Source organism: Arthrobacter sp. ISL-5, from assembly GCF_018613835.1.
Taxonomy (GTDB): Bacteria; Actinomycetota; Actinomycetes; order Actinomycetales; family Micrococcaceae; genus Arthrobacter.
Window position 1 is genome coordinate 1 of record NZ_JAGGPM010000068.1, and the last position, 13561, is coordinate 13561.

14 protein-coding genes are annotated in these 13561 nt (G+C 65.9%); 12 read left to right on the forward strand and 2 right to left on the reverse strand.

Going from position 1 to position 13561, the window contains the following annotated elements; all coding sequences use genetic code 11:
- Positions 1–34: 34 nt before the first annotated feature.
- The gene (locus J7I89_RS24705; RefSeq protein ID WP_214976007.1) at positions 35–1171 is read right to left on the reverse strand and encodes an IS701 family transposase; all 1137 of its coding nucleotides are present in this window, start codon (positions 1169–1171) and stop codon (positions 35–37) included.
- Positions 1172–1783: 612 nt separating this feature from the next.
- On the opposite strand from J7I89_RS24705, the gene J7I89_RS24710 reads away from it, so the two are divergent.
- From J7I89_RS24710 to J7I89_RS24765, 12 genes are all read left to right on the forward strand, one after another.
- The gene (locus J7I89_RS24710) at positions 1784–2569 is read left to right on the forward strand and encodes an amino acid ABC transporter ATP-binding protein (protein WP_214975987.1); all 786 of its coding nucleotides are present in this window, start codon (positions 1784–1786) and stop codon (positions 2567–2569) included.
- Position 2570: 1 nt separating this feature from the next.
- The gene (locus tag J7I89_RS24715; protein ID WP_056624624.1) at positions 2571–3215 is read left to right on the forward strand and encodes an amino acid ABC transporter permease; all 645 of its coding nucleotides are present in this window, start codon (positions 2571–2573) and stop codon (positions 3213–3215) included.
- On the forward strand, positions 3212–3865 hold the full coding sequence (locus J7I89_RS24720) for an amino acid ABC transporter permease (protein WP_214975988.1): 654 nt from the start codon (positions 3212–3214) through the stop codon (positions 3863–3865). Before J7I89_RS24715 ends, J7I89_RS24720 begins: the two co-directional genes overlap by 4 nt.
- Before the next feature lie 46 nt (positions 3866–3911).
- Entirely contained in the window at positions 3912–4784 is an 873-nt protein-coding gene (locus tag J7I89_RS24725) for an ABC transporter substrate-binding protein (protein WP_214975990.1), read from the forward strand.
- Positions 4785–4951: 167 nt separating this feature from the next.
- Positions 4952–5857, forward strand: a complete 906-nt coding sequence (locus J7I89_RS24730; protein ID WP_214975991.1) for a dihydrodipicolinate synthase family protein — start codon at positions 4952–4954, stop codon at positions 5855–5857.
- Between the two features lie 114 nt (positions 5858–5971).
- Entirely contained in the window at positions 5972–6973 is a 1002-nt protein-coding gene (locus J7I89_RS24735; RefSeq protein WP_056624611.1) for a proline racemase family protein, read from the forward strand.
- Positions 6970–7926 carry an ornithine cyclodeaminase family protein gene (locus J7I89_RS24740; RefSeq protein ID WP_214975993.1) on the forward strand — a complete coding sequence of 319 codons (957 nt, stop codon included), beginning with the start codon at positions 6970–6972 and terminating at the stop codon, positions 7924–7926. Before J7I89_RS24735 ends, J7I89_RS24740 begins: the two co-directional genes overlap by 4 nt.
- A 29-nt stretch (positions 7927–7955) precedes the next feature.
- The gene (locus J7I89_RS24745; RefSeq protein WP_308160034.1) at positions 7956–8654 is read left to right on the forward strand and encodes a GntR family transcriptional regulator; all 699 of its coding nucleotides are present in this window, start codon (positions 7956–7958) and stop codon (positions 8652–8654) included.
- Positions 8651–9835, forward strand: coding sequence for an FAD-binding oxidoreductase (locus J7I89_RS24750; protein ID WP_214975996.1), 1185 nt, complete (start codon positions 8651–8653; stop codon positions 9833–9835). Before J7I89_RS24745 ends, J7I89_RS24750 begins: the two co-directional genes overlap by 4 nt.
- Positions 9832–10143, forward strand: a complete 312-nt coding sequence (locus tag J7I89_RS24755) for a (2Fe-2S)-binding protein (protein WP_214975998.1) — start codon at positions 9832–9834, stop codon at positions 10141–10143. Before J7I89_RS24750 ends, J7I89_RS24755 begins: the two co-directional genes overlap by 4 nt.
- Complete coding sequence (locus J7I89_RS24760; protein ID WP_214976000.1) at positions 10140–11591, forward strand: FAD-dependent oxidoreductase; 1452 nt, start codon at positions 10140–10142, stop codon at positions 11589–11591. The genes J7I89_RS24755 and J7I89_RS24760 overlap by 4 nt, the downstream gene beginning before the upstream one ends.
- 39 nt (positions 11592–11630) lie before the next feature.
- Positions 11631–13121 (forward strand): aldehyde dehydrogenase (NADP(+)), encoded by a 1491-nt coding sequence (locus J7I89_RS24765; RefSeq protein WP_214976003.1) that lies wholly within the window; start codon positions 11631–11633, stop codon positions 13119–13121.
- A 237-nt stretch (positions 13122–13358) separates the two neighbouring features.
- Here the strand turns inward: J7I89_RS24765 and J7I89_RS24770 are convergent.
- A partial coding sequence (locus tag J7I89_RS24770) for a hypothetical protein (protein WP_214976005.1) occupies positions 13359–13561 on the reverse strand: 203 nt, incomplete at its 5' end.

A 13561-nucleotide genomic window follows, 5' to 3' on the forward strand; every position in this document is an offset into this window, starting at 1 on the left:
GTGATGAGGTGCCGGATCTCGGGCAGGGAGAGCGCTACGAGGCCGTCCGGTCCGGTTCCTGGGCCCCTTTTTTGGCCTTGACGGCGGTGAGGAAGGCGTGGGCGAGCATGGCCAGGGTGACATGGCGGTACCAGCCGGTGTACTGGCGGACTTGGTAGTGGTCGAGCCCGGCCTCGCCCTTGGCGGTCTGGAAGGTTTCTTCGATCGACCAGCGCACCCCGGCGATCGAAGCGAGGGTGGCCAATTGGACGCGCTTGGGGGTGTGGCAGATGAAATATGCGAGCTCGGAAGGGTTGGCCAGACTGCGGCGAGCCAGCAGCCAGTGCTCGGCATGACCGTCTTCGGCGCCGTTGATCCGGACCCGCGCCCACGCGTAGTCGCGGACACCCTTGGACCCGGGCCCGGCGGAGCGGGTCCGCCACGCGGACGGAACCAGGTCCGCGACCGCCGCGTCGGCGCGCTTTTCGGTGCCGAGGAAGGACCCGTCCTTGACCACGACGCGCTGGGAAACCGGGACCGCGAGGACATAGTGAATTCCGCGTTCCTCCAGGGTGCGGCGCAACCGGTGGTACTGCCCGTAGACGGCGTCCCCGGCTGCCCACTTCGCCGGAACCCCGGCGTCCAGGGCACGTTCAATCATCTCAATGGCCAGCGCCGGTTTGGTCTTGAACCCGCGGTCCTCCGAGATGCCGGCTCCCGCACAGCGGTCCGGGTCCTCCGTCCATTCCTTGGGGAGATAGAGTTCACGGTCCAGGAACGTTCTGCCGTGCTTTGTGGCATACGTGAGGAACACGCCGATCTGGCAGTTCTCCACACGGCCCGCGGTCCCCGAATACTGGCGGGCGACGCCGGCGGACCGTCGCCCCTTCTTCAGAAAGCCGGTTTCGTCGACGACCAGCACCCCGTCCGGGTCCCCGATCTTGTCCATGACATAGGAGCGCAGATCATCCCGCAGCCCGTCCGGGTCCCAGTCCGTAGTCGAGAGCAGCCGCTGCATCCGATCCGGAACCCGGTGGCCAGCGCGCTCCGAGAGCGTCCAGGAGTTCTTCCGCTCCTCCTCTGAAAGCAGTCCCCTGACATACTCCACCGCATTCGCCCGCGGCTCCGACCGGGCGAACCTCGCTCCGATTAGCTCCCCGACCTCGACCAAACCATCGGCCCATTCCCGCACATCCGCCACGCAAATATCATCACCCACCGGACAGAATTAACACGGAAGTACAGCGAAATCCGATTAAAACGCCGACAAGGAGAAAGTAAACGCGACTGTAGTACTAGGTGGTTGCGACCCTTACGGAGCATCCGTCTGTTGCGTGCACGGTTCAGCCACCGCCCCGGATTACCTCCAGTTGCGGGTGGGGAACCGACCGTCCCAATAGCGCGATTTGCAGATATGGCGTCGGGCCGCCTGACCGTCTTCTTCGGCTAGCTCGCCGCGTAGGTTAGCGTCGATGCGACGCCGCTGTGCGCCTGTGCCCTGATGCGCTCCGACCCGCACGTTTCCGAGGGCGGCCTGTGGATGGCCGACCTGGTGCAAAAGGCCACGATGCACGGAAGGGACTAGGGACTGAGCGAGCGTTCGGGAACGCGCCCGCTGAAGCTCTGAGCCACCGCTGACGAAGCCGCGGCAGGACTGAGGGCCGTCCGTCCCGCCCAGCCTTCGGCCACTGCGGTACCGAAAGTTAGGTCTTCCCTTAGTTGAGTGTGACATGTACCATTTCACATATCACGTGACATAGCCCACATCGATCGACGGCCCTTGGCCCCCACATGGAAGATCGCTATGACCCTTTCAGAAATCGCAGACGGTAAGCTCGCACCTCGTCTGGGCATCAAGCTAGACAACATCTCGAAGCGCTACGGCGAACACACCGTCCTCGACGACGTATCCCTGCACGTTGAACCGGGGACGGTCACGGCTCTCATCGGACCCTCAGGTGCCGGTAAAAGCACATTCCTGAGATGCATCAACCTTCTGGAGCGCCCCGATTCCGGCACCATCCAGGTAGACCAACACACCATCGAGCCCGGCAAGGATGTCAACAGCCGCGACCTTGCGGCCCTGCGGCGCACAGTGGGCATGGTGTTCCAGTCCTTCAACCTGTTTCCGCACATGTCCGCCTTGAAGAACATCAGCTTCCCCCAGCAGAAGGTCCTCGGACGCAGCAAGGAAGAAGCCGACGAACGGTCGAGGCAACTGCTGGAGAGGGTAGGCCTCAAGGAGAAGGCGGACCAGCATCCGGGGAAGTGCTCCGGCGGCCAGCAGCAGCGCATCGCCATCGCCCGAGCCCTGGCACTCGATCCGGCCATCATGCTCTTCGACGAGCCGACATCGGCCCTGGACCCCGAGGTGGGGCTCGAAGTCCTGGCCGTGATGCGCGAACTGGCCGCGGACGGCATGACGATGATCGTGGTCACCCATGAAATGCAGTTCGCCCGGGACGTCTCGGACACGCTCGTCGTCATGGCCGATTGCAAAATCATCGAGCAGGGCGATCCGCGCGCCATCATGAGCGACCCCCAGGAAGCCCGCACCCGCCGCTTCCTCCGGGCCGTGCTGGAGCGCTGATATGGACGCCCTTTCAGCAGTACTTCAGGGACTGCCTATGACGATCATGCTGACGCTGTCAGCATTCTCCATCGGCATCGTGGGCGCCGTGCCCCTGGCCGTGGGCTTATCGTCGTCGAACATTCTTGTGCGGCTGGCGTCGCGGCTCTTCGTGGACCTGGTCCGCGGAGTCCCGATCATCGTTTGGCTTTTCCTGCTCAAGTTCGGCATCCAGATCGGCACGTTCAAGTTCAACCCCGTCGGCGCCGCAATAGTCGGCCTGGGCGTTGTCTCCATTGCCTATCTCGCCGAAATCTACCGCGGTGGGCTACAGTCCGTTCCGCGCGGCCAAGGCGAGGCGGCTCATGCCCTGGGCTTGACCGGCGGAACCACTTTCTACGGCGTGATGGTCCCGCAGGCGTTCCGCATAGTGTCGCCGTCCATCGCCACCTACCTGACAGGCTTGCTCAAGGACTCGTCGATCGCCTCCACGATCATCGTCACCGAGATGGTCTTCCAGTCCCAGGCCTTCGCCCGGCAACACCCGACGGTCGAGGGGATCCTGCCCTACATCATGGTGGGCATCCTCTACATCGCGCTCAGCCTGCCGGTCGCCTACCTGTCCCGCAGACTCGATTCCCGCATGAGGAAGGCTGTTTCCGTATGACATGGCTTACCGAATGGGCATGCTACCTCCCGCAATTGATGTCAGGCCTCGGTGTCAGCCTCCTGATCGCCGGCATCTCGATCTTCTTCGGCTATCCGTTGGGACTGGTACTCAGCCTCATGGTCACCGCAAAGAACCTGGCCGTCCGCACCCTGGGACTCGCCGTCGTCGAAATTGGCCGCGGTGCCCCAGCCCTGGTGATCCTCTACCTCTTCTACTATGGCTTGCCGAAGTTCGGGATCGCGTTCGAGAGCATCACGGCCGCCTGCCTCGCCCTCACGTGGAACTCAGCGGCGTACTCGAGCGAGATCATGCGGGCAGGGCTCCAATCGGTGGCCCGCGGACAGCTTGAGGCTTCCAATGCCCTTGGCTTGTCGCAGCGCGACACCTTCTTCCGGGTCGTCATGCCGCAAGGCATGAGGTCGGCAATCCCCGGGCTCATGGGAGTCGCGATCCAGATGTTCCAAGGCACCTCCCTGGCATACGGAATTGCCGTCCCCGAGCTGATGAAGACGGCGTACAACATCGGCAGCCAGGACTTCAACTATCTGCAGATCTTCACCCTCGCAGGCCTCTGCTACGCCGTCATTTCGATGCCGGCCACGTGGATCACCGTCTTCTTCGAGAAGCGCATGGCCCGCCACACCTAACCGCTCCACCACATCCTGCAGCACCCCCAACACCACAGGAGGAACCATGAATACCCACCGCCTCAAATGCATCGGCATCCTGACTGCCAGCGCGATCGCCCTCAGCCTCGGCCTGACAGCCTGCGGCGGAGCCTCGGACGCAAGCACCGCCTCATGCACTCCGAAGCACCCCGGCATCCAGACCGTCGCACCGGGCAAGCTCACGGTGGGCGTCATCGACATCCCGCCGTTCAGCAGCTACAACAGCGGCAAGCCCAACGGCATAGACATCGCGATCGTCAGCAAGATTGCCAAGGACGAGTGCCTCGAACCCGCCTACCAGCAGGCCACCTACGCAGATGCCGTGCAGTCGATCTCGGGCGGTAACATCGACCTCGCGGTGGGCACCATCGACGCAACCGAGAAGCGCCTCAAAGCGGTCGACTTCTCCGCCTCCACCTACCTCGACGGCATGGGCATCGTTTCCAAGTCGGGCGCCACCACCGTTTCGGATCTTGAAAAGATGAATAAGATCGGCACGATCGACGGCTACCTGTGGGTTGAGGACCTCAAGAAGATCCTGGGCGACAAGCTCGTCACCTACCCCAGCAGCGTCGAGCTTAAGGCAGATTTCGACGCCGGCCGCCTGGACGCCGACGTCGACGCTTACGGCGTGCAGGTGCTTCAGTTCAAGGGCGCCGCCGGCGTCAAGATTGCGCTCGCTAACGAGAAGCCGGACGCACGCGTCGGGGCAATCGCCCACGCACCCGAAGCCGCGTTCCCGATGACCAAGGGCAACAAGAGCCTGCAGGAGGCACTCGACTCCGGCATCACCGCGCAGCGCACGGATGGCGCCATCACCAAGCTCCTGACCGATGCCGGCCTGTCCGAAGGACTCGGGAAGGTTGCCGAAAAGCAGTACGTAGTTCCCGCAAGCTAGCCCTCCCTGCCCCTTCCAGCTGACGCAAGTCAGCAAACCCGGGTGCCGGGTTTCGGCCCGGCACCCATTTAGACCACCTGTGCAATGTCACATGGTAGATTATGCTGTGAGGTAGCTCACGGCAGCACAATGACGGCGCCGCGCGTGCCCCACCGAAAGGACCCACAATGACTGAATCCCGCAAGCCCTGGCACGGCGTACTTGTCGCCACAGCGCTGCCGTTCAAGGGCGATCTCAGCATCGACTACGACGCCTACGCTGAGCATGTCCGTTTCCTGGCCAACGCAGGCTGCGACGGCGTAGCCCCCAACGGCTCGCTGGGCGAGTACCAGACGCTGAGCGAAGAAGAGCGTGCACGCGTGATCACGACTGCGGTCGAGGCCGCGCCTGAGGGCTTCACCGTCATGGCCGGCGTGGGCGCCTACGGCGGGCTGCAGACGCAGAAGTGGGCAGAGCAGGCCGCCGAGGCCGGCGCCAAGTCGCTCATGTTGCTCCCCCCGAACGCCTACCGCGCCAACGATGACGAGGTGGTGGACCACTATCGCCGCGCCGCCGCCGTCGGGCTGCCGATCGTGGCCTACAACAACCCCATCGACACCAAAGTGGACCTGACTCCGCAGCTCATCGCCCGCCTCTACGGCGAAGGCCTCATTGTCGGCGTCAAGGAGTTCACTGGTGACGTCCGCCGGGCCTATGAGATCAAAGAACTCGCTCCGGAGGTGGACCTCCTCATCGGTACGGACGATACCGTTGTCGAAATGGGCCTGGCAGGTGCCGTCGGCTGGGTGGCGGGCTACCCGAACGCAATTCCGGAATCTACCCTCGAGCTCTACCGGCTCTCCACCTCCGGCGATGTCGCAGACCTTGAGCGGGCGCGGGAAATCTACCGCGACCTGCACTCCTTGCTTCGCTGGGACAGCAAGACGGAATTCGTCCAGTCCATCAAGCTGTCCATGGACGTCGTTGGCCTCCGTGGCGGCGCCTGCCGCCCGCCGCGCGGACCGCTCGCCCCGGAGGTGCGGGACGCCGTCGTCCGCGACACAGAAGCAGCCCTCGCCAAGGGCTACAAATAACCAAGGTCTGGTGACCGGGCCGGTCGGATCCGAATCTGGACCTAAGCGGCCGGTGACAGACGCACAAGCCGCCGAATCCCGCCAAACCAGCCACAACAAGAGGAGAAGGAAAGCATGAGAACCAGCCGCATCTTCCACGCCGTGGACTCGCATACCGAAGGCATGCCCACGCGCGTCATCACCGGCGGCATCGGGACGATCCCCGGCGCCACCATGGCCGAGCGCCGCCTGTGGTTCATGGAGAACAGCGACTGGATCCGTACCCTACTCATGACCGAACCGCGCGGCCACGCGTCGATGAGCGGGGCGATCCTCCAGCCATCTACGCGGCCGGACGCGGACTTCGGGGTGCTCTTCATCGAGGTGTCCGGTCTCCTGCCGATGTGCGGCCACGGCACCATCGGCGTCGCAACCGTCCTGGTGGAGACGGGCATGGTGGAGGTCGTTGAGCCAGTTACCACCGTGCGGCTCGACACGCCCGCCGGCCTGGTCGTCGCCCAGGTCGCCGTCAAGGATGGTCACGCCGAGTCCGTGACCATCCGCAACGTCCCCTCCTTCGTGGACCGCCTCGATGCCAAGGTGGAAGTTCCTGGGTTCGGTGCCGTCCCGTACGATCTGGCCTTCGGCGGGAACTTCTACGCGATCGTGGACCTGGACAGCCTGGATTTGCCGTTCGAGCGCGAGCGCAAGGACGACCTGCTCAAGGCCGGATTGGCGATCATGGAGGCGATCAATGCCACGGATGAACCCGTCCACCCCGAGCGCGACGATATCCGCGGCTGCCACCACGTCTATCTCAAGGCGCCCGGCTCGACGGCGGAGCACTCCCGGCATGCGATGGCCATCCACCCGGGCTGGTTCGATCGCTCCCCGTGCGGTACAGGCACGAGCGCCCGTATGGCGCAGTTGCACGGGCGCGGCGAACTGGCCCTGGGCACCGACTTCGTCAACGAGTCCTACATCGGTTCCCGTTTCATCGGCCGCTTGGTTGAGGAAACGGAGGTGGCCGGCCGTCCAGCTGTCGTCCCCACGGTCACCGGCCGGGCCTGGCTTACCGGCACCGCGCAGTATTTCCTGGATCCCACCGATCCGTTTCCCGCGGGGTTCCTGCTGTGAGCCTTCCCTACTTCGATTCGACGGCGGTGCGAGCCGCCGCCCCGTGGACGACGGCGATCGCGGCCCTTGAGCACGCGCTCCTGAACGGCGTTGACCCCGAGGACGACAGTCCACGGTTGTTCAGCCCCGCACCGAACGGCGAGTTCCTGCTCATGCCCGCATCAGGCCAGCGCTACAGCGGTATCAAGGCGCTCACCGTAGCCCCTGCCAACCCGGTACGGGCGCTCGAAAAGATCCAAGGGGTTTACATCCTCTTCGATTCGGACACGTTGGCGCCGCTGGCCACGATGGACGGGAACGAACTCACGGCCATCCGAACGCCGGCCACCACGCTGCTGGCCGTCAAACACATCCTGGCTTCGGCCCCCGACGGCGCTCCCCGAAGCCACGAAAGCACCGAAAGAAAACGCGTGCTCGTATTCGGCACTGGAGTCCAAGCGCTCAACCACCTCCGCGCGGCGCACGCCGTGCTCCCGGAGGCGAGCTTCGCCGTCGTCGGCCGGCGCCCCGAGCGGGTGACGGCGCTGATCGGGCAACTGGCCACCGAGGGCATCGAAGTCCGCCCGGGCAGCCTGGCCGAGGTGCCCGACGCCGATGTGGTGATCTGCGCAACCTCCTCCCGTACGCCTCTGTTCGACGGCGGTTTGGTTGCCCCTGGTGCCGTGGTGGCCGCTGTAGGCCAGCACGGCCTGGACGCCCGTGAAGTCGACGCCGGCCTTGTGCTGCGCAGCGACGTCGTGGTGGAGGGACGCGCCTCGGCACTACGCGAGGCCGGGGACCTGATACCCGCACGCAGCGCGGAGGAATGGGAAGCGATCCGTCCCGCCAACCTCCTCGACCTTGTCAAAGGAGAGTTTGAGCGCTCCCCAGGCAAGCCCTGCCTGTACGCAGGTGTGGGCATGGCATGGGAAGACCTCGCGACCGCTGCCGTGGTGTATGAAGGAGGCACCTGAAGATGAAATCCGCACAAGGAGTGCTTAACGTGCCAACCAACAACCAGCTACCGATCGCGCCGCTCGGCCGCCAGCACAGCCTCCGCGAGTCCGTCACCGAGTCCCTGCGCGCAGCGATCATCGCCGGCACGTTAACGGAAGGCACCCTGTATTCCGCCCCGGCCCTTGCCGCGGCTTTTGGCGTCTCGGCCACACCGGTTCGCGAGGCCATGATGGATCTCGCCCGCGAAGGCCTGGTGGAAACACTGAAGAACAAAGGCTTCCGCATCACCACCATGAGCGACCGCGAACTGGACGAGCTCACGGAAATCCGCCTGCTCCTCGAGCCGCCTGTTGTTGGCGACGTGGCCGGGGCGGTCCCGCCATCGGGGATTAAGGTGCTGCGCTCCATGGCGGACGACATCGTGGACGCCGCGCGGGAAGGCGACCTCACTGCCTACCTTGCCGCGGACCGCATATTCCACGCCGAGCTTTTGCGGTACGCCGGCAACAACCAGCTCGTTGAGTTGGCTACCAGCCTTCGTTCCCGTACCCGGATGTACGGCCTCAAGATCCTGAGCGATAGCAACCGCTTGGCCGACTCCGCCCAGGAACACCACGAATTGCTCGACCTCATCGAAGCCGGGGACGGGCAGGCGGCGCAGGAATTCATGCGCCGCCACATTGGCCACGCCCGCGGTCTCTGGGCCACGGGCGAGAACGAGCCACCGCAGGAGCAACAGACATGAACTCAGCGAGCGATGTGCTCGTCATTGGCGCCGGGGTTATCGGCGCGGCCACTGCCTATTTCGCAACTCAGCAGGGTCTCACCGTCACTGTCCTGGACAAGGGGCTCCCCGCCAGCGGCACGTCTTCCGCCTGCGAAGGAAACATCCTTGTCTCGGACAAGGAACTCGGTCCCGAACTCGAACTAACCCGCTACTCCCTTGGCGTCTGGCATGGCGACCTCGCTGAGCATAGGCGGCTTTGGGAATTCGAGTCCAAGGGCGGCATCATCGTCGCCTCCCGGGAAAGCAGCCTGGCATCCCTCAACCGTGTGATGGCCGCGCAAGCCCGTTACGGCGTTGTGGTGGAGAAGCTGGACCCGGATACCCTGCGGAACGCCGAACCGAACATCACTCCTGACGCCTTGGGCGGGGCACGCTACCCCGAAGACTGCCAGGTCCAACCAATGCTGGTCGCCGCACATCTGGTTCGGCTGGCAACCGATGCAGGGGCCCGTTTCGTCGCCGACACCCCCGTCACTGGCTTCCTCCGGAGCGGAGACCGCATCACGGGTGTGAGGACACCTCGCGGTGACTTCTCCGCCGGGTCTGTGGTGAACTGCACCGGTACATGGGCCGGCGAACTCGCCGCCCTGGCCGGGGTCAACGTCCCGGTCCTGCCCCGCCGCGGCTTCGTCATGGTCACCGAACCACTCCCGCCCATGGTTCACCACAAGGTCTATGCAGCCGAATACATCGATAACGTCGGCAGTTCCGACGCCGGACTCCAGGCCTCGCCGGTAGTCGAGGGCACTCCCAGCGGCACTATTCTCATCGGCTCAACGCGCGAACGCGTCGGTTTCGATGGCACCGTGAGCACCAATGCCCTTCGGCTCCTGGCGGGCAACGCCGTCGCACTGTTCCCCTTCCTTGAGCACGTCAAGGCCATCCGCCACTACCACGGCTTCCGCCCGTACTGCCCGGACCACCTTCCGGTGATAGGCCACGACGAGCGCGCCCCCGGGCTGTGGCATGCCGCCGGCCATGAGGGCGCCGGAATCGGCCTCTCCGCCGGGACCGGCAAGCTCCTTGCCCAAGCGCTCTCCGGCCAGGCCCCGGACCTTGACCTTTCCCCCTTCGCGCCGGCCCGCTTCGGCGAGCGAAAGGAAAACAGCACAACTCACCGAGAGGAGGCCACAGCATGAGCACCCATTCATCAGGAGAGACCTGGTCAGTCAATACGCAGGGTGCGGTCAACGTGAGCTTCGACGGCCGTCCACTGGTTGCGGTACCAGGACAAAACATCGGCGCTGCCCTGGTCTCCAACGGCATCACCGCCTGGCGCAGCACGCGCAAGAACGCGCGTCCCCGCGGACTTTTCTGCGGCATCGGAGTCTGCTTCGACTGCCTCGTAACGGTCGACGGCGAAGCGAATCAGCGTGCCTGCCTCGTCGAGGTGCAAGAGGGCATGGAGATCGAGGGTTCCTGCGCGGATCGGGGAGGACGAGCATGACGCCCATCGTCAGCGCAGACGTCGCCGTCGTGGGCGCAGGTCCCGCCGGGCTGGCCGCGGCAGTCGCGGCCGCCGAGTCCGGAGCTGCCGTCGTGCTCGTGGACGCGGGCGCCCAACCGGGCGGCCAGTTCTGGCGACACCGGCCCGAGACCGTGGCGCCGGAACAGGATGGCCGCGGGCACCATGGCTGGCCAACCTACCTCGACCTACGCGCTCGTTTCGACGCCGCGCGCGGCCGCGGGCGGATCACCTACCTTCCGGGGCTCCAGGTCTGGATGGCGCAGCAAATCCATCCAGTTCAAGGGGACGACGGCGGCTTCACCTTGCGCACGACGCCCACCGCCGCGGTGGCTGCTTTAGAGGCAAGCGTGGGCAGCCAAACCGTCGTCGCGCGCCGTCTTGTCCTGGGTCCCGGCGGTTACGACCGCCAGCTTCCAGTTCCCGGCTGGGACCTTCCCGGCGTGATGGCTGCCGGCGGCATCCAGGCCTTCATCAAGGCCAACGGAATTCTTCCCGGGCAACGCTTCGTGATTGCTGGGACCGGTCCTTTCCTGCTCCCGGTTGCCGCGAATATCGCCGAGGCTGGCGGCAAGGTCCTCGCGGTGCTTGAGTCCTCCTCCCCGACCGCCTGGCTCCCGCATCTGCGTGCTGCTGCGGGAGTGCCCGAGAAGGCCCTTGAGGGCGCGGAGTACGCGGCCGTCTTCGCCCGGCACCGGGTTCCGTACCGCACGCGCACCATCGTCACCGAGGTCCTCGGAACGGATCACGTTTCCGGCGTAAAGACGGCCAAGGTCGACGCCGGCGGCCGGGTGCGGCCCGGCACTGAGCGTGTGTACGAGGACGTGGACGTGGTCGGCTTCGGCTGGGGCTTCACGCCGCAGATGGAACTGCCGCTGTCCTTCGGGATCCAGACTCGGCTCGACGCGGACGGATCGCTGGTCGGCGTCGTCGATGAACGCCAGCAGTCCAGCGTCCCCGGCTTGTTCCTCGCGGGGGAGGTCACCGGCGTCGGCGGGGCAACATTGGCCGTGCTTGAGGGCCTCGCGGCGGGCACTGCTGCAGCGGGCGGGACCGTTTCGCCGGAGAAAACCGCCGCGCGGCACCGGCGTTTTGCAGAGGCCATGCACCTGGCGCACCCCGTGCCTCCGGCCTGGCAGGACTGGCTCGCTCCCGAGACGATCGTGTGCCGCTGCGAAGAAGTCACAGCCCGCCAGCTCACCGATGCCCGGGAGAGCCTGGGAGCCCGCGACGCCCGGACACTCAAGTCTTTCACCCGCGCCGGAATGGGCTGGTGCCAAGGCCGGGTGTGCGGCTTCGCGGCCGCCTGCCTTGGGGCCGGCCCCGGCTCCGCTCCCACCGTTGAAAGCCTGTCCGGCTCAGCAAAACGACCATTGGCCGCGCCAGTGGGCATCGGCGAGCTCGCCGCCCTTGAAACTTCGGACAACTGAACTTCCCCATCTGAACTGCCTCCCGAAAGGAGACCGCGCATGACCGCGATCGCCCAGACCACCGCCGCCGTACTGCCGCCGACCACCGACGCCGAGTTGGAACAACTGCTGGCAGCGGCCCAGACAGCTGCGGCACCACTGGCCGCACGCCGTCCCGCCGAGCGCGCCGAGCTGCTCGACGCCTTGGCTGACGCTTTGGATGCTGCCGCCGACCAGCTCGTTCCCGTGGCCGAACGGGAAACCCGGCTACCCGAGGCGCGGCTCCGCGGCGAACTCAAGCGCACCACCTTCCAGCTGCGCCTCTTCGGAGAAGTGCTGCGCGACGGCGGCTACCTTGACGCCCGCATCGACCATGCCGACGCCGACTGGCCGATGGGCGCACCGCGGCCGGAGCTGCGGCGTGTCCTGGCACCCTTGGGGCCGGTGGTGGTGTTCGCCGCCAGCAACTTCCCCTTCGCGTTCTCCGTTGCCGGCGGAGACACCGCGTCGGCGCTTGCCGCGGGCAGCCCCGTACTACTCAAAGCCCACTCAGGCCATCCCGGGCTGTCCCGGCTCACGGCGGACGTTGTCGTCTCGGCACTCCGCGACGCAGGCGCTCCTGACGGCACGTTCGCGCTCATCGCGGGGACCGCCGCCGGAGCTGCCGCCCTGCGCGACCCAAGGGTCAAGGCCGGAGCATTCACAGGTTCCATCCCCGGCGGACGCGCCCTCTTCGACATCGCCAGTTCCCGGCCCGAACCGATCCCCTTCTTCGGCGAACTGGGCAGCAACAACCCGGCTTTCGTCACCGAGGCCGCGGCCGCAGAACGCTGCGCGGAAATAGCCGAGGGTTTCGTTAGCTCCTTCACGCTCGGGGCCGGACAGTTCTGCACCAAGCCCGGAACGCTCTTCGTCCCAGCCGACTCGGGGCTAGTGGAGGCCCTGCGCGACGCCGCTCTGCCACCTGCAGCGCCACTGCTCAATGAGCGGATCCAGTCCGGCTACGGCGAAGTCCTGCAGGGCCTGCAGTCAAACCCGCGCCTTGAGGTGCTGGTCCAGGGAGCAGGGCCGCTGGCCGATCCGCCGGGCCCGACCCTGCTCCGCACCACCGCCGCGGACATGCTCGCCGAGCCACATGCCCTCCAAACCGAATGCTTCGGGCCCACCGCCGTCGTCGTGACGTACGACGACGAGTCCCAGCTTCCCAAGCTTGCCGAGACTTTCGAGGGGCAGCTGACCGCCACGATCCACGGAACGGACTCCTGCCAGGTAGAGGCACTGGTGGAGGTGCTTGCCCGCAAGGCCGGGCGCGTGGTCTGGAACCAGTGGCCAACGGGTGTCTCCGTGACGTACGCACAACAGCACGGCGGACCCTACCCGGCGACCACTGCCGTGGGAAGCACCTCGGTGGGCACGGCGGCTATGGAACGCTTCCTGCGCCCGATTGCCTACCAAGGCTTCCCGCAGCACCTGCTGCCGGAGGCACTCCGCGAGGACAACCCCCTGGCAGTTCCGCGCCTCATGAACGGCCAGCGGGAGGGTGGCCGTTGATGTGGGTGCAGAGAATCTACTGGCTTGGCGGAGGTGTGCGCTCCGCTCCGGCGGGCCGCACTCAAGTGAGCCGCCGGTTTCCCTTCCAAGAGTCCGATCAACAGATACTCACTCGACGTCTAGGAACGGACGACCCCTACTGGTGGATTCTCGCTGGCGGCATCCATGTCCCGGGATTCGGCCCGGCCGCCGAACCAGACGAAGCTCTTAGCCCCGGCGAAGTGCCCCCTGAACCCCCTAGGAGCTGAAGACTTCCTTGGCAGGCCGCGGCAGCACCAGGTGGCCGTCCGGCGGCGTGAGATACTCCAGCGGGCTGACTGTGAAGCGGCCGCGGCCGATGTCCGTCTTGAAAGACCGGGAGGATTTGCCCAAATCGGCCGTCGTTCTTGGGTCAAACAGGGTCAGCGGGGCGGTGGTCTCACTGGTCCACGCGGGCCAGT